Below are 23337 nucleotides of genomic sequence, written 5' to 3'. Positions count from 1 at the left end.
TGCTACCCCCAGTAGCTGTACTCGTCAATGGAGCAGCTATGCGCGGGGCCACGGTCGTCGGGGTGTCATGTTCCGCGGTCACCGCCCTAACCGGCGGTCCGCTGGTCCCCGTTCACACGCGCCCCAGACATACGCATGCCGCGCGTCAGCTTTCCGTGATCTGAAATCACCGTCAAGGTCATTTCCATCCGAGATGTCCGCTATGCATTTCCTTGAGTGATGCATGGGTACAGGACTGTGACCAAAGAGGGCGCGGACGCGGCCACTTGGGGATCGAGCGGTACTACTTCTCCTGCTGCTTGCGCCAGCGGATCCCGGCTTCGAGGCTGCGTTCGATGTTTCTCTCGCAGGGGATCCGCACGGTCGAGTTACTTCTCCTGCTGCTTCCGCCAGCGGATCCCCGCTTCGAGAAATCCGTCCAGCTCACCGTCGAGCACCGCCTGCGGGTTGCCGACCTCGAACTCGGTGCGCAGGTCCTTGACCATCTGGTACGGGTGCAGGACGTAGGAACGCATCTGGTTGCCCCAGGAGTTGCCGCCGTCGCCCTTGAGCGCGTCCATCTTGGCCTGCTCCTCCTGACGGCGCCGCTCGAGCAGCTTCGCCTGGAGGACGTTCATCGCGGTGGCCTTGTTCTGGATCTGCGAGCGCTCGTTCTGACAGGAGACCACGATTCCGGTGGGGATGTGGGTCAACCGCACCGCGGAGTCGGTGGTGTTGACGCCCTGGCCGCCGGGGCCGGAGGAGCGGTACACATCGACCCGCAGCTCGGACTCGTCGATTTCGATGTGGTCGGTCTGCTCGACCACCGGCAGCACCTCGACACCGGCGAACGACGTCTGGCGGCGCCCCTGGTTGTCGAAGGGCGAGATCCGCACCAGCCGGTGGGTGCCCTGCTCGACCGAGAGGGTGCCGTAGGCGTACGGGGTCTGGACGGCGAAGGTGGTCGACTTGATACCGGCCTCCTCCGCGTACGAGGTCTCGTAGATCTCGGTCTTGTAGCCGTGGCGCTCGGCCCAGCGCAGATACATCCGCTGGAGCTGCTCGGCGAAGTCGGCGGCGTCCACACCGCCCGCCTCGGCGCGGATGTTGACGACGGCCTCGCGGGCGTCGTACTCGCCGGACAGGAGGGTGCGCACCTCCATCTCGTCGACCGCCTTGCGCACGGACTCGAGCTCGGTCTCGGCCTCGGCGCGGGCGTCATCGTCGCCCTCGTCCGCGGCGAGCTCGAAGAGCACCTCGAGGTCGTCGATACGACCGCGCAGCTCCTCGGTCCGGCGGAGGTGCCCCTGGAGATAGGAGAGCTTGCTGGTGATCTTCTGCGCGTTCTCCGGGTCGTCCCACAGGGACGGGGCCGCCGCCTGCTCCTCGAGCACGGCGATGTCGGCCCTCATCTTGTCGAGGTCCAGGACGGCCTCGATCGACCCCATGGTCGAGGAGAGGGACTTCAGCTCTTCGGATACATCGACGACTGCCACGGCACCAGCGTAACCGCTGCCGGAGACTGACCGGCCCCGGTCACGGACTCCCGGCGTCCTGGGAGCTGGAGTGCTCCCCTCCCTTGGGCGGATCCCCGCCGTCATCGCCGCCGGTGGCCAGCCATCCGCCGACCGCGATGGCGATCAGCGCGGCCACCGAGACCACCGCGGCCTTCACCCGGCGGCGGCGGACCGCCTCCGAGGGCCGGTTGCGGGCCGAACCCGCCCGGCGCTGGCCGTGCACCCGGGGGGCGCGCGCGGTGCCGTGGGCGCCGCCCGCGAGCTCATCGGCGCTGGGCACCCGCATGCTGGTGTGGGTGTCCCGGCTGGAGTCCGGTACGGCGCCGGGGACCAGCGGCACCGCGCCGCGCCGCCGCTGCTGCTGCCCGGCGGCCGGGCCGCGGGGGGCCGGCTCCTCGTAGCCGCCCTCGCCCTCGTCCTCCTGCTCATCGGGCTCGTCGATGTCCAGCGGCGGATATCCGGCCAGACTCGGCAGCAGCTCGCGCAGCCGCGCCGCCAGCTCGGAGGCGCGCAGCCGGGAGGCGGGCGCCTTGGCCAGGCACTGGAGCAGCAGCTGCCACAGCTCGTCGGGGATCCCGGGCAGCGGCGCCACGGTCTCGGTCACATGGCGGCGCAGGATCGCGCCGGGGTGGCCGCCGCCGAACGGGGTGAACCCGGCCAGCAGCTCGTAGAGCACGGTGGCCAGGGCGTACACATCGACACTGGCGCGCGGCGGCAGCCCCTCGATGATCTCCGGGGCCAGATAGTCCGGGGTGCCGATGACACTGCGCGGGTTCGGCGAGCGGCCCTGGCCCTGCTGCTGGCCGCGCGGCTGCCGCTCGCGGATCCGGCTGGGGGCGTCGACGAGGCGCGCGATACCGAAGTCGGTGAGCAGGGCGGGGTGCGCGCCGCCGGGCCCCAGCGGGCCCTGCATGTCCAGCAGCACGTTCTCCGGTTTGACGTCGCGGTGGACCACACCGGCCGCGTGCGCCGCGGCCAGCGCGTCCGCCACGTCCGCGGCGATGGCGACCGCCGCCTCCGGGGCGAGCCGCCGCTCGCGGTCGAGCCGGGTCCGCAGATCCGTACCGCGGACCAGGTCCATGACGAGCGCCAGGTCGTTGCCGTCGACCACCAGGTCGCGCACACCGACCACCCGGGGGTGGTCGAGGCCGAGCAGCGCGGTGCGCTCCTGTACGAAACGGCCGACCAGCTCCTGGTCGGAGGAGAGGTCCTCGCGCAGGAGCTTGATGGCGACGGGGCCCTCGGGCCCCTCGCCCAGCCACACCGTGCCGGCGCTACCGCGTCCCAGGACCTGGTGCGCGGTGTACCGGCTGCCGATCTTCCGTGACAAGACTGCTCCGAATCCTCCGACAGGGGGGCACGTTGGCGACAAAGCTACGCGGCTACTGGCGCGTTGGGTGCGCCAGACCACGCCAACTGTCACTTCTGCGGCGGAAAACACCCTTCAGATGTCGACAAATCACCGAAGCCGGAGGGAAGTCAGGGGGCGCGGGAGGGGAACGGGGGACGGGCGACGGGCCGTCCGCCGGGGAACGGACGGCGGGCCGACCCGTTCTCCGGGCCGGCCCGCCGCCGGTTCGTCATCGGGCCGCGCGTGGCGCGCGGCGGAGCGTCAGCTCGGTCCGCCCAGATCGGAGATCCACTTCTTGACCTCGGAGGCCCAGCTGCTGAGGGCGTCCCAGTAGCTCTTGCCCTCGGCGACCCAGTCCTTGAGCGGGGTCAGCTCCCAGACCAGCCAGGAGCCCACCACCAGGACCACGATCACGAACAGACAGCCCTTGAGGCATCCCAGGCCCGGGATCTTCATCCGGTTGGGGCTGGACCCGCGCTGCCGGGGCTGACGCGGTTCGGGCTGGGGCTGCTGCGGCGGGGCGTAGCGCTGGGGCTGCGGCTGCTGCGGGTGGTGCGGCGCCGGAGCGTAGTTCTGCGGCTGCTGCGGCTGCTGGTACGGCGGCGGCTGCTGGCGGCGCTGCTGACGCCGCGGCGGCTGCTGGGGCTGCTGCTGCGGCTGCTGATACGCCTGCGGCGGCTGCTGGGGCGCCGGACGCCGCTGGGGGCGGCGGCGCAGCGGGTCCTCGCTCGGGTCGAGGTACTGGACCTGCGTCTGCTCATTGCGGTCACGGGCCGCGCGGAGCTGGTTCTGCCAGGGGTGCGGATCGTCGCCCGGCGCGCCGGGCGGCACGGGCGGCATCGCGCGGGTCGGATCGGCGTCCCCGCCGGGGCCTCCCGGACCGGAGCCGGTGGGCGACATCACCTGGGTGGGGTCGGCGTCCGGTCCGGTGGTGGGCAGCACGTTGGTGGCCGCGGCCGGGTCGTAGGAGGGCGCGTTGGTCGGCAGCACCTGGGTGGGGTCGGCCGAACCGGTGGGCGCGGTGTCCGGCACCGGCGCGGGCGCCGGGTCCGGCGCGAGCAGCGCGGCGACGCCGAGCGCCGCCTCCGCCTGCGCGGCCGAGGCGTGCACCCCGATGCCGGAGGCGACCACGCGCAGGGCGCGGGCCAGGTTCTCGGCGCTGGGGCGCTGGTCGGGGTTCTTGCGCAGACAGCGCTCGATGACCGTCCACAGCGGCTCGGGGACGGTGGTGGGGCGGCGCGGCTCCTCGCTCAGGTGGCGGTGCAGCACCTCCAGGGCCGTGTTGCCCGCGAACGGCGGACGGCCGGTCACCAGCTCGTACAGCAGGATGCCCGCACCGTAGATGTCGACCGCGGAGGTCTGCGGGCGGCCCTCGGCGGACTCCGGCGCCACATAGGCCGGGGTGCCGACGAACTCCTGGGTGCGGGTCAGACCGGGCGAGTCCGCCAGCCGCGCGATGCCGAAGTCGGTCAGCATCGGGTGCATCTCCTGGCCCTCACCGGTGCCCGCGAGCAGCACGTTGGCGGGCTTGAGATCGCGGTGGACCACCCCGTCGGCGTGGCTGGCGGCGAGCGCGTCGGCGATCTGGGCGGTGAGGAGAGCCGCGGCGACGGGGGTGAACGGGCCGTTGCGGCGCAGGTAGTTGTGAAGGTCCGGACCGTCGATCAGGTCCATGACCAGGGCGAGCAGATCGCCCTCCACCACCAGGTCGCGGGTGCGGACGATATTGGGGTGGGTGAGGCGGAGCAGCACCGAGCGCTCACGGAGGAAGCGCATCACGATCTCCGCGTCGTTCGCGAGCTCCTCCTTGAGGACCTTGATCGCGACGGTCTCGCCGGGCTGCCCGGCCACGGCGGCCTCGGCCCCCGCCGTCTCCCGCTGGCGGGCTCGCCAGACGGTGCCCGTGGCTCCGCGTCCGAGCGGCTCCTCGAGCAGGTACTTGCTGCCTACCGGCCGCACGTCATGCGCTCCCTGATCGTGGTCTTCATCGCTTGCGTCGTCCACGGCACGGTCTGTCGCACCGCTTGTACTGCTGGGTCGTACCCGTCCGCCCCACTGTAATGGGGACGCGCGGGCGCCCGTACTGATCACCACACGAGTGGACGGGCGTCGTATCCCGCCACGCGGGACTCGGGGGGAAGACGCTCGATCCGGACCGTTGGTTGCCGCGCGTGGCCATGACACGGCCCCGGCACGGCCAGGAGCGGGCGCGTTCCGGGCACGTTCCGGGCGCGCGGCCCGTCGCAACCACCGCCGATCCGGTCGCAATCAACCACTTTCGGCCGAGCCGCCGACCAATCAAGATCACGTCATGCCGGGTGACGGGCGAAGTGTCAGTGGCAGGTGCGAGGATGCAGGCAGCACGGAAGCGCCGAGCGGCTGGGGACTCACGCTCCGTGACCCGTACGACCCCGTACGGACCTGTACGTGCCGAAGCGCCTGGGGGCGGTGGTGGGGATCGGCACCCCTGCCCGGCCCCCCGGACAGAAGGGACCGTTGACGGCGATGCAGATTCGGCTGACCGTCCTCGGGCCGCGCAGCGCCCACCCGGGCCGTTCCGGCCATTCAGCCGCCGCGCACGCGCCGGTGTGCGCCGTGGACGTGCTCGTGACCGCCCCCGTCGGCACGGCCCTCGCCTCGGTGGCGAGCGGGCTGGCCACCGCGGTGGCCGCGGCCGGGAGCGACGCGGGCGCGGGCAGCGGCGGTGGCGGTGGTGGCACGGGCGGCGGGGCGGTCGTGCTGTACGCGGGGACCGAGCGGCTGGACCCGCAGCGCTGCGCGCTCGGCGAGCCGCCGCTCGTGGACGGCGCGGTGCTGTCCCTGCACGCCCCAGCGGACCCCGAGCGCTCCCCGGCGTACGCGGGACTCCCCGGGCTGCCGGAGGCGGCCGTCGCCGAGGCCGCCGTCCATCTGGACGTGGTCGCCGGACCGGACGCGGGCGGGGTCCACCTGCTGCACGGCGGCCAGGTCCGCGTGGGCCGCTCCGCGGACGCGGACGTGCCCCTCGACGACCCCGACGTCTCCCGGCTGCACTGCGCCGTGACGGTCGCCGAGGACGGCCGGGTGACCGTGGCCGACCTGGGCTCGACCAACGGCACGGCGGCCGACGGCGCCTCCGTCGGCCCCCATCCGGTCCCGCTGACGCCGGGGGCGCTGCTGCGGATCGGCGAGTCCACGTTGCGGCTGCGGACCCCCGGGACGGCCCCCGCGGCCCCGCCCCGCCTCCCCGCCCACCCGGACGGCGAGGGCCATCTGCGGGTCACGCCCCGCCCGGGCACCGCCGCGGCCGGCCGTGCGGAAGGCCCCTGGACCGGCGCCCCGTCCGGCGGGGCCACCCACTCCGCCGAGGGCACCTGGACGCCTCCGGGGCACCATCCCGGTGCGGGCAGGGTCCCGGTGACGGACGGTGACCAGGGCGCGTACGGCGGGGCGCGTGACGTCCGCCACAGCCACCGCGGGGCGGATGTCCCCGCCCAACGTGACGAAGACCACGCGCGCCCGGGAGGCGCCTGGGACCACGGCGAGACGGAGAGCCCGTCGCCAGCCACCCGCGCGGGCTCCGACGGCCCCCGGGCGACGGGCGGCGGCGGCTTCGGGACCGGCGCGGGCGGGGAGGCGCAGCGGGACCACGGCGCCCCCTACGGCCGACGGGCCGACGACCGGCGCAGCGGACCGGGCGACCCCAACGGCCCCGGAGCCGATGGCCGTACCCCGGGCGACGGCGCGCCCTACGACCCCACGGGCGGGGCTCACGGTCGGCCACCGGGCCGGCGGGCTGACGACCCAACGGCGCACGGCGGCTCGGGCAGGGAGCGCGGCCGGCGGGCTGACGACCGGCACAGCGGACCCACGGCGAGCAGCGGCACGGGCGGGCCGGGTGCGGACGGGCGGTGGGACTCCGGTCGGCCCAGCGGCCCGGGCGCCGAAAGCCGTTCCCCGGATGACGGCGCGCCGTACGGCGATCCCATGGCGTACGGCGGCTCGGGCAGGGAGCCCGGCCGACGGGGCGCGGGCGAACCCGGCCGCTCCCGGCCGGCCGGCGGGCGGATGGACGGTACGCACGCCCATCCGCGTCCGTACGCCTTCGACGTTCCCGGGGCGCAGCCCCGGCGGCGCGGAATAGGGGCCTGGGTGCGGCAGTTCGCCGCCGGGAAGGGCGAGCGGACCGCGGGTCGTGACGACGGCGGCGCGCGCGACGCGGCGGAGCGGGCGGCGGCCGAGGCGGCGGGGCTGCAACAGCGGTGGCCGGATCCCGCCGCCGTGCTGATGACCGCGCTCGGCCCCGGCCCCCGGCTGTGGGAGCGCGGCCCGGACCACCCGGACGCGCTCTCCGTACGGCTCGGCTCGGCCGACCGGCAGGCGGCCGACGGCGGGCTGTTGCCCGCGGCCCCCGTCACCGTCTCGCTGCGGCAGACCGGTTCGCTGGGCCTGGCGGGGCCGCGCGCCCGGCTGGCCGGGCTGGCCCGCTCGGTGGTGGCACAGCTCTCCGCACTGCACTCGCCCTCCGCGCTGGAGATCGTGCTGATCAGTACGGACCGCGCGCGCACCGTCGACGAACGGCTCGCGGAATGGTCCTGGCTGGGCTGGCTGCCACAGGTGCGCCCGCTGCGCGGGCAGGACTGCCGGCTGCTGCTCGCCTACGACGCCGAACAGGCGGCGGCGCGCGCCGCCGAGTTGGCGCGGCGGCTCGATGACGGACCGCTCGGCCCGTCGTGGGCCGGTGCGCCCCCGGCCGCCGTGGCCGCCGCCGCGGCCCGCCACACCGGGCCGTACACGGTGGTGCTCGTGGACGGCGACCCCGGCCCGGCCTCGCTGCGCGAGACGCTCGTGGAACTGGCCGCCGGTGGCCCGGCCGCCGGAATCCACGTGGTGTGTCTGGCCGAGGCCCCTGCCGCCTCGCCCGCGTCACCGCTGTCGCGGAGCTATGAGGCCGCGCGCTCGGAGTCCCCGGTCTTCGCGGCCTGTTCGGTGGCCGCGCTGCTGAGCGGGGACGTCGCCACGGGGTTGCAGATCGTGCACCGCGATGACCTCCACCACCCCCTCGAATCGGCCGGGGCCACGACGACCGTGACGGTGGACGCCGTATCGGGGGCGTGGGTCGAGCGGTTCGCGCGGGCACTCGCGCCGTTGCGCCCGTCGGCTTCCGCACAGGGGGGTACGGACGGTCCGGGCCGTCTGCCGACCACCCCGCTGCCGGACACGGCACGGCTGCTGGACGAACTGGGGCTGGCCCGCGCCACCCCCGCGTCGCTGCTGGCGCGTTGGGCCGCGGCGGCCGACGAGGTCCCGGCGGGCGGCCGGGCACAGGCCGTGCTCGGCGCCGGGCCGCGCGGTCCGCTGGCCGTCGATCTGGCGGCGGACGGGCCGCATATGGCGGTCGACGGCGCGGCGGGCACCGGGAAGACGGAGCTGCTGCGGTCGCTGGCCGCCTCGCTCGCGGCGGCCGAGCGGCCGGACCGGCTGGAGCTGGTCCTGGTCGACGGCGCGGGCGCCGGGGCCGGATCCGGCGGGGGCGCGGCGGGCGGCGCCGAGGGGCTGCGGGTGTGCACGGACCTGCCGCACGTCTCGACGTACCTGGCGGCCTCCGACCCGGTGCGGATGCGGGAGTTCGCGCAGGCGCTCAGCTCGGAGCTCAAGCGCCGCGCGGAGCTGCTGGGCCCCCAGGACTTCACCGCCTGGCACACCGACCACCCCACCGCCGCTGGGGACGGCGGGACCCCCACGGAGCCGGGCGGACCGCCCACGGGCACCCCGGCCATCGGCGCGCAGGCCACGGGCAGCCCCTTGCCGGGCCGACCCGCGACGGACAGCAGCAGGACGACCGGCCCCACCACCGGCACCCCGGACCGCCCACGCCCCGGCGGTGGAGAACCAGACGCCCCCGGCACCGGGCGGCCCACCCCCGGTGGTGCGGAGCTCCGCGGACGAACCCCCGGGGGCCGGCCCACCGGCGCCCCGGACCGCTCACGCGGTGGCAGCCCGTCCCCCGGCGGCTCCGCCGCCGGCAGGACACCCGCCGGTGGAGAACCCGGCAGGCCCGCCCCCGGCGCGCACACCACGGGCAGGACCCCGGCGGGTGCGGAGCCCGGTGGACGTAGCCCCGGCGGCCGTCCCACCACGGGCAGCACCACCGGCAGTCCTGACCGTGCGCGCCCCGGCGGGCCCGCCACCGGCCTTCCCCGCGGCGGCGGTCCAGCCACCGACCACCCCTCCGCCCGGTCCACCCTCGGCGGCGCGAGCCGTGGCGGCGCCGGTGCCGAGCAGGGGGCGCGGGTGGTGGCGCCGCGGGTGGCCGGGGATGTCGATCCGCCGTCCGTCGACACCCCGCACACGCTCAACCTGCGTACGCAGCCCGACCCACCCCGGCAGCCGCGCGTACCGCGCTCGCTGCCCCGGCTCGTCGTCCTCGTGGACGACTACGACGCACTCGTCGCCCCCGCCCTCGGCAGCCCCGGACGTCCGGCCGCCGGATCGGTGGTGCGGGCGCTGGAGGCCGTGGCGCGGGACGGGGCGCGGCTCGGCGTGCATCTGGTCGCGGCCTCCGGACGCCCGGAGCGTACGGCGGAGACCGCGGCCGTCGGGCGGGCCGGGCTCCGGGTCACCCTGGAGACCCGGCCCGGCCCCGGAGCCCCCGCCACCCCGTCGCCCCCGCCGTCCTCGTCGTCCTCGTCGTCCTCGTCGGAGGAGCAGACCCCCGGCCGGGGGCGGCTGTTCGGCCCCGGCCCCGGAGACGGTCCCGGGGACGGCGCGGTGATCCCGTTCCAGGCGGGGCGGGTGACCGGGCGGATACCGCGGACCGCGACCCAGCGGCCCACCGTGGTGCCGCTCGAATGGGAGCGGATGGGCGATCCGCCGGCCCGCCGCCCGCTGCGCGAACTCGGCAACGGGCCGACGGACCTGGCGCTGCTGGCCAGCGCGCTCCAGCGGGCCGCGCAGTCGGCGGACGCCTCCACCGCGCCCGCGCTGATCTGACCGGCCGGCCTGCCCGGCTTCCCGGTCGGTCTTCCCACCCTCCCTTCTGACCCGCCTGTCCCATCCCCTCCTGACTGTTCATCACGTCCAGGTCACGATCGGCGAATTGGCCCCGAATGCGGTATTGCGACGTTCGGTCACGGGGCGTACGACTGACGCACGGGACACGGCCGCGCGGGGGCGGTCGGCCATCGGAGGGAACACGGGGATGCGCGATTCGCTTCGTAAGAGGCGTTCCACCCGGGCCGCGCTGGCCCTGCTGACGGTGGGAGCGCTGACGCTCACCGCCGCGGGCTGCGGCGGTGACGACGAGGACGCGTCGGGCAGTCCGCCGCCGGTCACCGTGAAGCTGCCCAGCCTCAAGGGTCAGAAGCTCCAGGTGACCGCGGTCTGGACGGGGACCGAGCAGGAGAACTTCACCAAGGTCCTGGAGGAGTTCGAGAGGCGCACCGGCGCCGAGGTCTCCTTCGTGCCCAGCGGCGACGACATGTCGGCGTTCGTCGGCTCGAAGATCGCCGGTGGCGCGCCGCCCGATGTGGCGATGGTGGGGCAGGTCGGAGTGGTCCGCGAGTTCGCCCAGAAGGGCTGGGCCAAACCGGTCGACGCCGCCACCACCGCGCAGCTGAGGAAGAACTTCGCGAAGGGCTGGCGCGATCTGGGGGCCTGGAAGGGCACCCAGTACGGGGTGTACTTCAAGGCCAGCAACAAGTCCCTGGTCTGGTACAACACCTCCGCCTTCGACTACGCGGGCGCGAAGGAGCCGAAGACCTGGAAGGACTTCCTCGCCCAGGCCCAGCTGGTCTCCGACTCCGGCACCGACGCGATCTCCGTCGGCGGCCAGGACGGCTGGACGCTCACCGACTGGTTCGAGAACGTCTACCTCTCCCAGGCGGGTCCGCAGAAGTACGACCAGCTCGCACAGCACAAGATCAAGTGGACCGATCCGTCCGTCACCGAGGCGCTGACCACCCTGGCCGAGCTGTGGGGCACCAGGGGGCTGCTGGCGGGCGGCAGGGACGGCGCGCTGCACACCGCGTTCCCGGACTCGGTCTCCAAGACCTTCGCCGACGCCGCGGAGCCGGAGGCGGGCATGGTCTTCGAGGGCGACTTCGTCGCGGCGAACGTGGCCGACGCGGGCGCCGAGCTCGGCGAGGACGCCAAGGTGTTCCCGTTCCCGGCGGTGGGCGACAAACCCCCGGTGGTCACCGGTGGCGACGCGGCCGTGGCGCTGAAGCGGAGCAGGGCGGCGCAGGCGCTGCTGACCTTCCTCGCCTCGCCCGACGCGGCACATATCTGGGCCCGTTCGGGCGGTTTCATCTCGGCGAACAAGTCCCTCGACCTCCGCGCCTACCCCAACGCGCCGCTGCGCGGTATCGCCAAGGCGCTGATCGCGGCGGGGAATGACTTCCGGTTCGACATGTCCGACCAGGCACCGGCCTCCTTCGGCGGCAAACCGGCCCAGGGCGAGTGGAAGGCGCTCCAGGACTTCCTCAAGAACCCGAGGAACGTCAAAGGCATCCAGCGCCGGCTGGAGGCCGACGCGGCCAAGGCGTACCAGAACTGACGACCCGACCGGGAGATCCCCATCATGTCGACCGCGACACCGGACGGCGCGGCCACGCCTGGCCGGGCACCGTCCGTACCACCGGCTGAAGCACCCGACCGGAAAAGGAAGAAGGGCGTCCTGGGCACCCGGCCGTGGCTGGCCGCGGTGTTCCTGCTGCCCGCGCTGGCCCTGCTGGGCGCGCTCGTCGTCTATCCGATCGGCTACTCCGTCCACCGCAGCTTCTTCGACGCGAGCGGCGACGGATTCGTCGGACTGGACAACTACCAGGAGATGTTCTCCGACGACGCCACCAAGACGGCGATCAAGAACAACATCATCTGGCTGATCCTGGCCCCCACCGTCTCCACCGCCCTCGGCCTGATCTTCGCCGTGCTCACCGAGCGGATCCGCTGGGCGACCGCCTTCAAGCTGATCGTCTTCATGCCGATGGCGATCTCGATGCTGGCGGCGGGCATCATCTTCCGGCTGGTCTACGAACAGGACCCGGACAAGGGCGTGGCCAACGCCATGTGGGTGAGCGTGCACGACTCGTTCACCGAGTCGCCGCCCTTCCCCGGCGCCCATCCGCGTCCGGACGCCGGACTGACCGCGTCCCCGGGCGGGGCGTACACCACCGAGACCACCGCGAAGGCGGGTTCCCCGGCGTCGATCCCGCTGGTGGCCGCGAAGCGGGACGACATCAGCGGAGCGCGGACGGCCGCGCGCGCCGAGCCCGAGGCGGGGAAGGTCACCGGCACCGTCTGGTTCGACTTCACCCGTGGCGGCCTCGGTGAGCGGGGCGTCATCGACAAGGGCGAGAAGGCCATGGCCGACCTGAAGATCGAGGCGGTCAAGGACGGCAAGGTGGTCGCGGAGACGACCACGGCGGCCGACGGGACGTACCGGCTCCCGGCCGCGGCCGAGGGGGCCCGACTGCGGCTTCCCGCGTGGAACTTCTCCGAGCCGTACAACGGGGTGGACTGGCTGGGCCCGTCCTTCGTCACCCCCGCCATCATCGGCTCCTACGTCTGGATCTGGGCGGGCTTCGCGATGGTGCTGATCGCGGCGGGGCTCGCCGGGGTGCCACGTGAGCTGATGGAGGCCGCGCGGATGGACGGCGCCAGCGAATGGCAGGTGTTCCGGCGGATCACCGTGCCGCTGCTGGCACCGGTGCTGTCGGTCGTGGTCGTGACGCTGATGATCAACGTGATGAAGATCTTCGACCTGGTCTACATCATCGCCCCCGGTCCCTCGCAGGACGACGCCAACGTACTGGCGCTCCAGCTGTTCCAGTCGTCCTTCGGAACGGATGTCAACCAGGGCCTCGGCAGTGCCATCGCGGTGCTCCTGCTGCTCCTGGTGCTCCCCGTCATGTTCTTCAACATCCGCCGCATCCGAAGGGAGAGCCGCCGATGACCAGCGCGGACACGGTCGTACGTACGAAGCGGTCCCTCGTGGCGCGGATCGCGGCGGGTGCTGGTGGCGGGGTGACCCGGGTCGCCCTGGTGCTGATCGGCCTGTTCTGGCTGATGCCCACCGCGGGGCTGCTGCTGTCCTCCCTCCGCGACCCGGCGGACGTGGACCTCTCCGGATGGTGGAAGGTCTTCTCCGACCCCGGACAGCTCACCTTCAGCGGCTACGACGAGCTGCTGAGCAACCAGCAGATCACCGACTCGCTGTGGACCACCCTGGCGATCACCGTTCCGGCCACCCTGCTGGTGGTGATGATCGGGGCACTGGCCGGCTACGCCTTCGCCTGGATGGACTTCCCCGGCCGCGACTGGTGGTTCCTGCTGGTGGTCGGTCTGCTGGTGGTCCCGGTGCAGGTCGCCCTGATCCCGGTGGCCAAGCTCTTCGGCGAGGTCGGCCTCTTCCAGACCACGACGGGCGTGGTGCTCTTCCACACCGCCTTCGGTCTGCCGTTCGCCATCTTCCTGCTGCGCAACTTCTTCGCGGAGATCCCCCGTGAGCTGCTGGAGGCGGCGCGGCTGGACGGCGCCGGGGAGCTGCGGCTGTTCCTGCGGGTCGTAATGCCCCTGGGCGCCCCGGCCATCGCCTCGCTCGGCATCTTCCAGTTCCTGTGGGTCTGGAACGACATGCTGGTGGCCCTGATCTTCGCCGACAGCGGCAACCCACCGATCACGGTGGCCCTCCAGCAGCAGGTCCGCCAGTTCGGCAACAACATCGACATCCTCGGCCCCGGCGCCTTCGTCTCGATGGTGATCCCGCTGGCGGTCTTCTTCGCCTTCCAGCGGCAGTTCGTGGCGGGTGTGATGGCGGGCGCGGTGAAATAGCCCCCCTCTGGCTCCCTCCTTGGCCCGGCGCCCCTCATGGGAGGGCGCCGGGCCGCACCACTCCCGGCTCACATCACCGCGCACTCCGCCCACACCATCTTGCCGACCGGGCTGCGAGGAGTCGTGCCCCAGCGGGTGGCCAGCGCGTCCACCAGGAGCAGCCCACGGCCCGACTCGTCATCGGGCGTCAACGTCGGCGGAATGCCCGGGAGGCGATCCTCGCGGGAGTCCGAGACCTCGATACGGATCGTCCGCGCGGCCGAGGTTTCGCGGACGAGGCGGAGCCGGAAATCCCGTCCGGGTAAGCGGCCATGGCGTACGGCGTTGGAGGCCAGCTCCGCCACCAGCAGGGCCACCGTGCAGGACGTGTCCGACGCGGGCGGATGACCCCACTCCTCCAGACGCCGCACGGCACATCGCCGGGCGACGCGGGCTCCGCGCGGCGTGGCGGGGAACCGCTGGGTGAGTTCCCGCAGTTCGGGCTCCGGCTCGGAGCCCGGCGCGGTGGTCGGCTTCAGCACGGTGTTGTCCATTTCCGTCCGATCGATTGCCTGTACGACTCGCAGCGTGGGCGGGTCGTGACGTTCCGTGCACAAGCATCGGGTCGCGGGTCTACGCTCGAAAGGCCACGACGCCTTACCTTTCAGGCCGTAAGGAACGGAAGTGATGTTTTGGCCAGAGAAGTTGATCCTCGCTCCTCGATGGCAGCACTTTTCGGTTCGCGGGTCCGCAGACTCCGCACGGCCGCCGGGCTGACCCAGGCCGAGCTGGGCGAACGGACGCATGTGGTCAGCACCCGGATCACCCAGATCGAGCGGGCGTCAGGGGCGAAGCCCACGTTCGAGCTGGCGCAGGCGCTCGACACCGTCCTGGGGGCGGACAGCCTGCTCATCGATATGTGGCCGTACGTCTACCGGGAGGCGTTCCCGGACTGGTCACGGGCGTTCATGGCGCACGCGGAGCGGGCGGCTTCCGTTCGTGAATACGCCGCGCAGGTGGTCCCCGGTCTTTTACAGACCGAGGACTACGCGCGAGCCGTGCTCAGCCTCGATCCCGAGCTCAGCGGCGAGCAGCAGTTGGAGGAGCGCGTCGCCGCCCGCCTCGGACGACAGGAGCGGCTGCGCTCACCGGACCGGCCAGAGTTATGGGTGGTCCTGGACGAGGCGGTGTTACGGCGCCCGATCGATGGCCGCACCGTGATGCGGGCCCAATGGGGCCGTTTGCTGGAGGCAGCCGCCGAACCTGGTATCACCGTGCAGGTGCTGCCGTTCGACCAGGGCGGGCATGAGGCGATGGGCGGGTCCCTCACTTTGCTGACACTGCCGGATGGCAACGAAGTCGCCTACAAGGAGGGTGCCGACTTCGGTCAACTCGTCGAGGAACCGACGGATGTGAAGCGTTATGCGGTGACCTACGATCGGCTTCGGGCGGTCTCTCTGCCCCCGCTCATGTCGCTCGACATGATCCGATCCGTGATGGAGGGCAACCACCGTGGAGCGAGTGTCCCATCCAGATCTGAACGGCGCCGCTTGGCGCAAGAGCAGTTACAGCAATCAGGCGGGTGGCAACTGCGTCGAGGCGGCGGGCCTGGACCTGGACACCGCCGTGTGGCGCAAGAGTAGTTACAGCAATCAGGCGGGCGGCGACTGCGTCGAGGTGGGCGGCATGGGCAGGATCATCCCCGTCCGTGACAGCAAGAACCCCCACGGCCCGGTGCTGGTCTTCCCGGAAGAGTCCTGGGCTGCCTTCGTCAGCGACTTGAAGACCGACAACCGTCTCTGAGTCGGCCGGGAACCGGTCGCCATCGGTCTTCCCGCCCCGCCGGACCCCCGCCTACTGGGGCCCGGCGGGCCACGAACTCCCCCAGAGAACCGGGATAAAGAACTACCCGCCCACCCACCCTCCCTACCGGTCACTCGTACGAGTGACCGGCTTGCGGGCGGCGCACATCGGTCGTTACGTTCACCGCAACAACCGCAAACAGACAACGGCCCCCGGCCGGGACGGCAATCCCGATCGAGGGCCTGACCGATCAGGAAGAGACGACTTCCCGATGGCTGACCCGCAGTCTAACGCGCCCACGCGCGCCGACGCCGGAGCTCCGACCTCCGGTGTGATCCACGTCCGGACCCGCCTCACCACGGACTTCACGGTGATCGCCGACGACGCGCGGTTCGCGGCCGCGCAGGTCCGCTACGGGCTCGGCGGTACCCTCTACGCCCTCGACGGTCTGCTGTGGGTCAACCACCCCCTCCGCAACACCGCCGCCGACTACAAGCCCACGCAACTCGCCGTCGCCCAGCGGCTCGGTCTCACCGTGCCGCCCACGCTCGTGACGAACGACCCCGGGGAGGCCCGCGAGTTCATCACCGCCCACGGTCAGGTGATCTACAAGACCCTGCGCTGGACCCCGTACGAGCGAGACGGCGTTCCGCTGACCGGGTGGGCGGAGCCGGTCACGGCTGCCGAGATCGACGACGGTGTGCGGGTGACACCGCACCTGTTCCAGGCTCGCGTGGACAAGGTCGCCGACGTGCGGGTCCTGGTAATCGGCCGACAGGTGTTCGCCGTGAGGATCGACTCCGGACTCCTGGACTGGCGCAAGGACTACTCGGCCCTCTCCTACACCGTGGTAGACCTGCCCGACCGCCTGGACACAGCACTTCTCGCCTACCTGGACCACTACGGGCTGGTGTCCGGCAGCTTCGACCTCGCCATCGACCGGGCGGGTGACTACTGGTGGCTGGAGCTGAATCCGAACGGCCAATGGGGGTGGCTGGAGGAGAACACCGGACTGGAAATGTCCGCCGCATTCGCCGACCTGCTGACACGAGGAGAGACCCGATGACCGACACCGCGCCCGAGCGGCGTGCCCTCGCCGACGGGCTGGAGAAGGCCGGCGTGCTCAGGACGCCCCAGTGGCGAGCCGCGGTGGAGGCCGTACCGCGTGAGCTGTTCCTGCGCCCCGGCGTCTTCCTGCCCGTGGACGGCGGTCGGTGGCAACCGGTCACCGCGGCAGGGGCCGACCCGGTGGACTGGGCGCGGATCGCGTACAGCGACCAGTCCCTGACCACCCAGATCGACGGACATCTGACCGCCGACCGGGCCAGTGACCCCGTGGTGGGCTCGCCCACCTCGTCGTCGACCACGCCGGTCACCGTCGTCGACATGATCGAGCACCTGGACGCGGAGGACGGACACCGCGTACTGGAGATCGGCACGGGCACCGGCTACTCCTCCGCGCTGATGTGCCACCGCCTCGGCGAGGACAACGTCACGACCGTCGAGGTGGACCCGCAGGTGGCGGCCCGTGCGGACGCCGCTCTGGAATCAGCCGGGTTCTCGACCTGGACCGTGGCCGGCGACGGGCTGCTCGGACACCCGCGCCGCGCTCCCTACGACCGGGTGATCGCGACCTGTGCCGTCCGCCGCATCCCCTACGCCTGGATCAGGCAGACCAGGCCCGGCGGGATCGTCCTGGCCACCGTCGGCGGTACCTGGTCCTACGGCACCGGCCTCGCGAAGGTCACCGTCGGCGAGGACGGCACCGCCGAGGGCCGCATCATCGGCCGCAGTTCGTTCATGCAGGCACGGTCCCAGGCCACGGTGCCCGTGTCGGGTGACCTGTCCGCGCGCACCGCCTATGCCGACAGTGAGCGGCGGACGAAGGTGCCGCCCCTCCTCCTGGAGGAGTGGATGCCCGCCTTCCTCGCCCAGCTCGCCGCCCCGGGCGCACAATTCGTCCGCGCCGCGACGAGCGACGGCGCCCAGCTCCTCTTCGTATTCGATCCGGAACGCGAGTCCTTCGCCGCATTCACCTCCGACGGCGAGGACTGGACCGTCCGGCAGGGCGGCCCCGTCGCTCTGTGGGACGACATCGAGCGGTCGCTCACGGCATGGCGCGACGCGGGAAGCCCCGACATCACCGCCGTACGCCTCCACATCACCGCCACGGCCCACACGTACGGGATCGGCGACAACCCGGCACTGCGCTGGCAGCACTCCCTGCGATAGGCCGGGGATACCCGTACGCCGCATCCGCGGCCGGTCCCCGCGTCCTGGATCCACCAGTGCGAAGGCATTGGGCCGAACGGGGTCACTTTGGGCGCTCCTCCGCCACGCTGCCCGGCCCCTGGGCCGACGTTCAGATGATGGTGTGAGAAACCGTTCGCACCGCGTCGACCGATGGGATGCCCCGTGCCCCGGTTCAGCGTCATCGTGCCCGCATACGAGGTGCAGGCATATCTCCACGACTGTCTGCGCTCCGTGCTGGACCAGGATTTCGCGGACCTCGAGCTGATCGCCGTCGACGACCACTCCCCCGACGCGTGCGGCGCCATCATCGACGAGGCCGCGGCGCGCGATCCCCGGGTCCGTCCGGTGCACCTCGGGGAGAACACCGGGCTCGGCCGGGCCCGTAACGCCGGGATCCGCCGGGCCACCGGCGACTACCTGGTCTTCCTCGACGGCGATGACACCCTGGCCCCCGGCGCCCTGCGCGCCGTCGCCGACCGGCTGGAGCGCACCGGCGACCCGCAGGTGCTGGTCTACGACTACACACGGGTGGACTGGACCGGCCGGGCCACCCGGAACGTCCGGGCCGAGCTGCTGCGCCAGAGCGGGCCGGAGGTGTTCACCCTGGACCAGCGGCCCGAACTGCTGGGGCTGCTGATGGTGGCGTGGAACAAGGCGTACCGCCGGGACTTCATCCGCGCCGAGGGGTTCGCCTTCCCCGCCGGCTTCTACGAGGACACCCCCTGGACCTTCCCCGTCCTGCTGTCCGCGGAGTCCGTCGCGGTGCTGGACCGGGTGTGCGTGCGCTACCGGCAGCGGCGGCGGGGCGGGATCCTGCGCACCACCAGCCGCCGCCACCTGGATGTGTTCGACCAGTACGAGCGGGTGTTCCGGTTCCTGGACGGACGGCCGGAGCTGGCCCACTGGCGCCCGGCGCTGTTCCAGCGGATGGTGGACCACTTCGCGGCGGTCTTCACCGCGCCGGGGCGGCTCCCGGCCGGGGCCCGCGCCGAGTTCTTCCGGCGGGCGGGCGCCCACCACCGCCGCTACCGGCCCGCCGACGCCACCACCCCGCCCGGCCGCGCCTGGTGGCGCTGTCTGCTGCTGCGGCTGGGCGCACGGCGGGTGTTCCAGTTCCTGCGCGGTGCCGACCGGGTGCGACGGGGCGCGATGACCCTGGCCCCGGTGGTGTACACGCGGCTGCGCACCGCCGCGCTGTGGCTGCACTACCGCGTCCAGCTGTGCCGCCCCGTCGACCCCGGGCTCGCGGTGTTCGCCGCGTACTGGCACCGGGGCTACGCCTGCAACCCGGCGGCGATCGAGACCACGGTGCGCGAACTGGCACCGGGGGTGCGCACCGCCTGGATCACCACCGCCGAGTACGCGCACACCCTGCCGCCCGGGGTGCGCCGGATCCAGCCCGGCTCAGCCGCGTACTGGACGGCGCTGGCCCGCGCCCGCTTCCTGGTCAACAACGTCAACTTCACGCCCCGGATGCGGAAGCGGCCCGGTCAGGTGCACCTCCAGACCCACCACGGCACCCCTCTCAAGCACATGGGGCTGGATCTGCTGGACCGTCCGGCCGCCGCGCGCGGGATGGACTTCGGCGAGCTGCTTCAGCGGGTGGACCGCTGGGACTACAGCCTCTCCGCCAACCGCCACACCACCCTGACCTGGGAGCGGGTCTACCCTTCCGGCTACACCACGCTCGCCTACGGCTCCCCGCGCAATGACGTCTTCCAGCGGGCCGGCGCCGGGGACGTGGCCCGGCTGCGGGAGCGGCTGGGCATCCCGGCGGACAGCACCGCCGTGCTGTACGCGCCCACCCACCGCGACTACCAGCGCGGCTTCGTACCCCGGCTGGACCTGGAGCGGGTGGCCCGGACGCTGGGTCCCGGCTTCACCTTCCTGGTCCGGCCGCACTACTTCTACGGGCACGGGCCCCGGCCGCGCGGCACCGGCCGGGTCATCGACGTCTCGGCGCACACCAGCGTCGAGGAACTGTGCCTGGCCGCCGACGCGCTGATCACCGACTACTCGTCGATCATGTTCGACTACGCCAACCTCGACCGCCCGATCGTCATCCACGCCGACGACTGGGACGCCTACCGCGCCACCCGCGGCACCTACTTCGACATCACCGCCCATCCGCCCGGCCCGGTCTCCCGCACCGAGAGCGAGCTGATCGCCCTGTTCGCCACGGACGCCTGGTACGGCACGCGGGCCACCGCGCTGCGCGCCGCCTTCCGGGCCCGGTTCTGCCCGTACGACGACGGCCGGGCGGCCGAACGCGTGGTGCGCCGGGTCTTCCTGGGCCAGCGCGCCGAACTCCTGCCGCCCGTGGTGCCGCTGGCCGAGCGGCGCCCCGCGCCGGCCGCCCGCCGCGGCGACGCGGTGGTCACCGGTCTGACCCCGGCCGACGCCTCCCCGGCGGGAGCGTCCGCCGCGGCCGCCGCGCCGCGCCACCGGAGCCGCCCCCACTAGAGACCCGCCCCCGGCCGCCCGACCCAGGACCCGACCCAGGACGCACGATGCCCCTCACCGCACCGCCCGCCCGTCCCCGCCCCTGGCTCGCCGAACCGCCGCCGCTGGTGCGCGGCTACCGGCGCGCGGTCCCCATGCCGGTCCGCCGCGCGGTCGTCGCCGTGACCGGCGCCGGGCTGCGCCGCGCGGCCATGCGGGGTCTCGGCGGCGCGTCGGCGGTCTCCGGCGCGCTGCGGCTGCGGCGGGCGCGCCGACGGCTGCTGCGCGCCGGTCTGTTGGGCGCCCCCGAACGGATCGTGATCGCCGACCGGCGGGGCACCCGGGTGGCGACCGTGGCGCCCGCGCCCACCCCGCTGTCCGCCCGCGCCGAGAACCTGCGGCTGGTGTGCGAAGCCCTGGACCGCGCCGAGCTGGACCACTTCGTCGTCCGCTGCCACTCCAACCTGGCCTCGGCGGTGGGCGTACGGGCCGACCAGCGGGACCGGGTGGTCGCGGCGCTCGCCGCGCTCTGTGCCCGCGAGGCGGGGTACGTCTCCCGGCCCGCGCGCCCCCGGCACCCGGCCACCCCGCCGCGGCTGGGCGCCTCCGCCGCCGCCTGGCGACGACTGAAGGACGCCCCCGTCATCCGGTTCACCCGCTACCACGCCGATGGCGGACGAGCCGGTGAGCGGCTGGTGCTGGGCCCCGCGCACGGCTGCGACATCGAGTTCTGGGAGCCGTCCGGACAGGACGGCGCACCGCAGCTGCTCGCGCCGCGGTTCAACCGCACCACCGCGTCGGTGCCCCTGGCCGGCGCACCGGTACGGGCGCCCGGCCATCTGTTCACCCGGCTCGCCCCGGCCGACGGCTGGCGGCCGGGCCCGCTGGTGCGCACCCGGCCGGAGTTCCTGACCCGGCTGCCGGACGAAGTGCGCTTCCCCGTCGACGTCGTCTACACCTGGGTCGACGGCGCGGATCCGCTGTGGCAGCGGCGCCGTGCCGCCGCGGCGGGCGAGGGCTACCACGCGCAGTCCGCCAACACCGCCCGCTACGCCAACCGCGACGAGCTGCGCTACTCACTGCGCTCGCTCTACCTCTACGCCCCCTGGGTGCGCCATATCTACATCGTGACGGACCGCCAGGTCCCGGACTGGCTCGCGCTCTCCCACCCGGGCCTCACCGTCGTGGACCACCAGGACATCTTCGACGACCCGGACGCGCTGCCGACCTTCAACTCCCACGCCATCGAGACCCGGCTGCACCACATCGACGGGCTGGCCGAGCACTTCCTCTACTTCAACGACGACGTCTTCCTCGGCTCCCCGGTCACCCCGCAGGACTTCTTCCTGGCCAACGGGGTGTCCAAGTTCTTCCCCTCCCGGGCGCTGATCCCGCTGGCGCCGCTGGACGCCGACGACGTCCCGGTGTCGGCGGCGGGGAAGAACAACCGGGCGCTGCTGGAGAGCCGGTTCGGCGCGACCGTCACCCAGAAGATGAAGCACACCCCGCACGCCGTGCGGCGCAGTGTGCTCACCGAGATCGAGCGGGAGTTCCCCGAGGAGGTCCGGACCACCATGGCCAACCGGGTCCGTTCGCCCTCGGACGTCTCCGTACCGTCCTCGCTCCACCACTACTACGCGTTCCTGACCGGCCGGGCGGTGCCCTCCTCACTGCGCTACGACTACTTCGACCTCGCCCAGCCCGCCATCCGCTCCCGGCTGGCCAGACTGCTGCGGTCACGCCACTGCCAGGCGTTCTGCCTGAACGACACGGTCTCCTCCGAGCACGACCTCGCGGACCAGCTGGCCGTCCTCGGCCCCTTCCTCGACGCCTACTTCCCCGTCCCCAGCCCGCTGGAGCGGGCCCCGTCCCGACAGGAGACCCGCCGGTCATGCCCCTCGCCATCACTCTCCCGCTGAATCCTCAGGTCCTCCGGACCAGCGGCCCCTACCCCCGGGCGCTCAATGTGCTCAGCCGTAAACAGACCGCGGTGCAGCGCCAGTTGCGGCGCGCCGGTCTGGCGGGCTACGAGCCCACCACCCAGGCCACCTTGCTGGCGCTGGCCCAGCGGACGCCCCCGGGCGGCGCGGTGTACGACATCGGCGCCCATATCGGGCTGTACTCGGCCCTGATCAGCGCGGTCTACGGAAAGGACGGGCCGCGGACCGTCGCCTTCGAGCCGACCCCCCAGACCGCGGCGCTGTGCCGGCGGATCCGGGAGTGCAACCGGCTGGGGTTCGAGGTGCAGCAGACCGCGCTCTCCCGGGAGCCGGGCACCGCCGAGCTGTACTTCTCGCAGAAGTCGGAGTCGTCCAACTCGCTCAACCCGGCACACCGCAAGCACAGCGCCTCGGTGTCGGTGCCGGTCACCACGGTCGACGCGTTCACCGAGGAGCGCGGGCTCAGCCCGCACCTGATCAAGGTCGATGTGGAGACCTTCGAGGCGGCGGTGCTGGAGGGGTCGCTGTCCACGGTCCGCCGCCACCGGCCGTGGATCGTCTGCGAGTTGCTGCCGAGCGCCGACCACGACGCGCTGCGCACGGCGCTGGCGCCGCTGACCGCCATGGACTACGGGCTGTACCCGATCACCCCGGACGCCCCCTGGCACCGCCACGACGAGACGACCTACCGGCCCGCGGTGAGCGCCCAGTGCCGTGACTGGCTGCTGGCCCCGCGCCCCTTGGCGCCGGACTTCCACCGGGCGGTGCGGCAGTGGCTGATCGCGATCCTGGCCTGTGACGAGACCACCAATCTGCTCACCCCGGACAAGGCGTCGTTCCCCTACGGCTGGAACGCTCCCTACCGCCCCCGCGCCCCGCGCTCCGCGCTGCTGGCGGGCGCGGCGGCCGTCGCCCGGCGGGCGCTGGGCCCGGGTGCGGTGCCGGGCCGGTCCGGGTTCACGGTGCCGGGCCGCCGCCGCGGCGGGGAGGTGCCGACCTCCACCCGGTGACCGACCCTCCGATGGCCTCTCTCCGGTGACCGGCCCTCCGGTGACCGGCTGGTGACCGGCGCACGATGACCGGTGCACCCCGTCGGCCCACCTCCGCCCGGCCGTGGCGGCGTTGAGCCGTCCGGGTGACGCCGGGGGCGGGAGCGGGCCCCTGGGGCCCGCTCCGCGCTGCCCGCACAGCGCTCCGCCGAACTATGATAAAAGGCGCGAACAGGTACCTTCACCTACAGTTTCCAACCAGTACGATTAAT

At 73.1% G+C, this 23337-nt stretch carries 15 protein-coding genes; 11 read left to right on the top strand and 4 right to left on the bottom strand.

Annotation, left to right across the window (positions count from 1 at the left end):
• Positions 1 to 368: 368 nt before the first annotated feature.
• The 3 genes from prfB to AC07FT_RS18060 form a co-directional block, all read right to left on the bottom strand.
• The gene (gene prfB, locus AC07FT_RS18070; protein WP_471203206.1) at positions 369 to 1475 is read right to left on the bottom strand and encodes a peptide chain release factor 2; all 1107 of its coding nucleotides are present in this window, start codon (positions 1473 to 1475) and stop codon (positions 369 to 371) included.
• Between the two features lie 40 nt (positions 1476 to 1515).
• Positions 1516 to 2826, bottom strand: coding sequence for a serine/threonine-protein kinase (locus AC07FT_RS18065; RefSeq protein ID WP_479177050.1), 1311 nt, complete (start codon positions 2824 to 2826; stop codon positions 1516 to 1518).
• Positions 2827 to 3108: 282 nt separating this feature from the next.
• Positions 3109 to 4806, bottom strand: a complete 1698-nt coding sequence (locus AC07FT_RS18060) for a serine/threonine-protein kinase (RefSeq protein ID WP_471203210.1) — start codon at positions 4804 to 4806, stop codon at positions 3109 to 3111.
• A gap of 546 nt (positions 4807 to 5352) precedes the next feature.
• On the opposite strand from AC07FT_RS18060, the gene AC07FT_RS18055 reads away from it, so the two are divergent.
• The 4 genes from AC07FT_RS18055 to AC07FT_RS18040 all read left to right on the top strand — a co-directional run bounded on the left by AC07FT_RS18055 (position 5353) and on the right by AC07FT_RS18040 (position 13659).
• A complete protein-coding gene (locus tag AC07FT_RS18055) occupies positions 5353 to 9819 on the top strand; it encodes an FHA domain-containing protein (RefSeq protein WP_479177049.1) in 4467 nt (1488 codons plus the stop codon).
• A 208-nt stretch (positions 9820 to 10027) separates the two neighbouring features.
• Positions 10028 to 11383, top strand: coding sequence for an ABC transporter substrate-binding protein (locus tag AC07FT_RS18050; protein WP_479177048.1), 1356 nt, complete (start codon positions 10028 to 10030; stop codon positions 11381 to 11383).
• A 24-nt stretch (positions 11384 to 11407) separates the two neighbouring features.
• Positions 11408 to 12781, top strand: coding sequence for a carbohydrate ABC transporter permease (locus tag AC07FT_RS18045; RefSeq protein WP_479177047.1), 1374 nt, complete (start codon positions 11408 to 11410; stop codon positions 12779 to 12781).
• Complete coding sequence (locus AC07FT_RS18040) at positions 12778 to 13659, top strand: carbohydrate ABC transporter permease (protein ID WP_479177046.1); 882 nt, start codon at positions 12778 to 12780, stop codon at positions 13657 to 13659. Before AC07FT_RS18045 ends, AC07FT_RS18040 begins: the two co-directional genes overlap by 4 nt.
• Positions 13660 to 13727: 68 nt before the next feature.
• On the opposite strand, the gene AC07FT_RS18035 is transcribed toward AC07FT_RS18040, so the two are convergent.
• A complete protein-coding gene (locus AC07FT_RS18035) occupies positions 13728 to 14192 on the bottom strand; it encodes an ATP-binding protein (protein ID WP_479177045.1) in 465 nt (154 codons plus the stop codon).
• Between the two features lie 168 nt (positions 14193 to 14360).
• Here AC07FT_RS18035 and AC07FT_RS18030 point away from each other — a divergent pair, with 168 nt between their 5' ends.
• The 7 genes from AC07FT_RS18030 to AC07FT_RS18000 all read left to right on the top strand — a co-directional run bounded on the left by AC07FT_RS18030 (position 14361) and on the right by AC07FT_RS18000 (position 23086).
• On the top strand, positions 14361 to 15281 hold the full coding sequence (locus AC07FT_RS18030) for a helix-turn-helix domain-containing protein (RefSeq protein WP_479177044.1): 921 nt from the start codon (positions 14361 to 14363) through the stop codon (positions 15279 to 15281).
• Positions 15175 to 15441, top strand: a complete 267-nt coding sequence (locus AC07FT_RS18025; protein ID WP_479177201.1) for a DUF397 domain-containing protein — start codon at positions 15175 to 15177, stop codon at positions 15439 to 15441. Before AC07FT_RS18030 ends, AC07FT_RS18025 begins: the two co-directional genes overlap by 107 nt.
• A 271-nt stretch (positions 15442 to 15712) precedes the next feature.
• The gene (locus tag AC07FT_RS18020; RefSeq protein WP_479177043.1) at positions 15713 to 16507 is read left to right on the top strand and encodes an MvdC/MvdD family ATP grasp protein; all 795 of its coding nucleotides are present in this window, start codon (positions 15713 to 15715) and stop codon (positions 16505 to 16507) included.
• The gene (tgmC, locus tag AC07FT_RS18015; RefSeq protein WP_479177042.1) at positions 16504 to 17673 is read left to right on the top strand and encodes an ATP-grasp peptide maturase system methyltransferase; all 1170 of its coding nucleotides are present in this window, start codon (positions 16504 to 16506) and stop codon (positions 17671 to 17673) included. The genes AC07FT_RS18020 and tgmC overlap by 4 nt, the downstream gene beginning before the upstream one ends.
• Before the next feature lie 183 nt (positions 17674 to 17856).
• Positions 17857 to 20157 (top strand): bifunctional glycosyltransferase/CDP-glycerol:glycerophosphate glycerophosphotransferase, encoded by a 2301-nt coding sequence (locus AC07FT_RS18010; protein ID WP_479177041.1) that lies wholly within the window; start codon positions 17857 to 17859, stop codon positions 20155 to 20157.
• Positions 20158 to 20204: 47 nt separating this feature from the next.
• Positions 20205 to 22055 carry a stealth family protein gene (locus tag AC07FT_RS18005; protein WP_479177040.1) on the top strand — a complete coding sequence of 617 codons (1851 nt, stop codon included), beginning with the start codon at positions 20205 to 20207 and terminating at the stop codon, positions 22053 to 22055.
• Entirely contained in the window at positions 22028 to 23086 is a 1059-nt protein-coding gene (locus AC07FT_RS18000) for an FkbM family methyltransferase (RefSeq protein WP_479177039.1), read from the top strand. The genes AC07FT_RS18005 and AC07FT_RS18000 overlap by 28 nt, the downstream gene beginning before the upstream one ends.
• Positions 23087 to 23337 lie beyond the last annotated feature (251 nt).

This window comes from Streptomyces sp. NPDC045899, from assembly GCF_056431485.1.
Note: the sequence above shows the minus strand (reverse complement) of the source record. Positions and strands in the feature narration are given on the sequence as shown.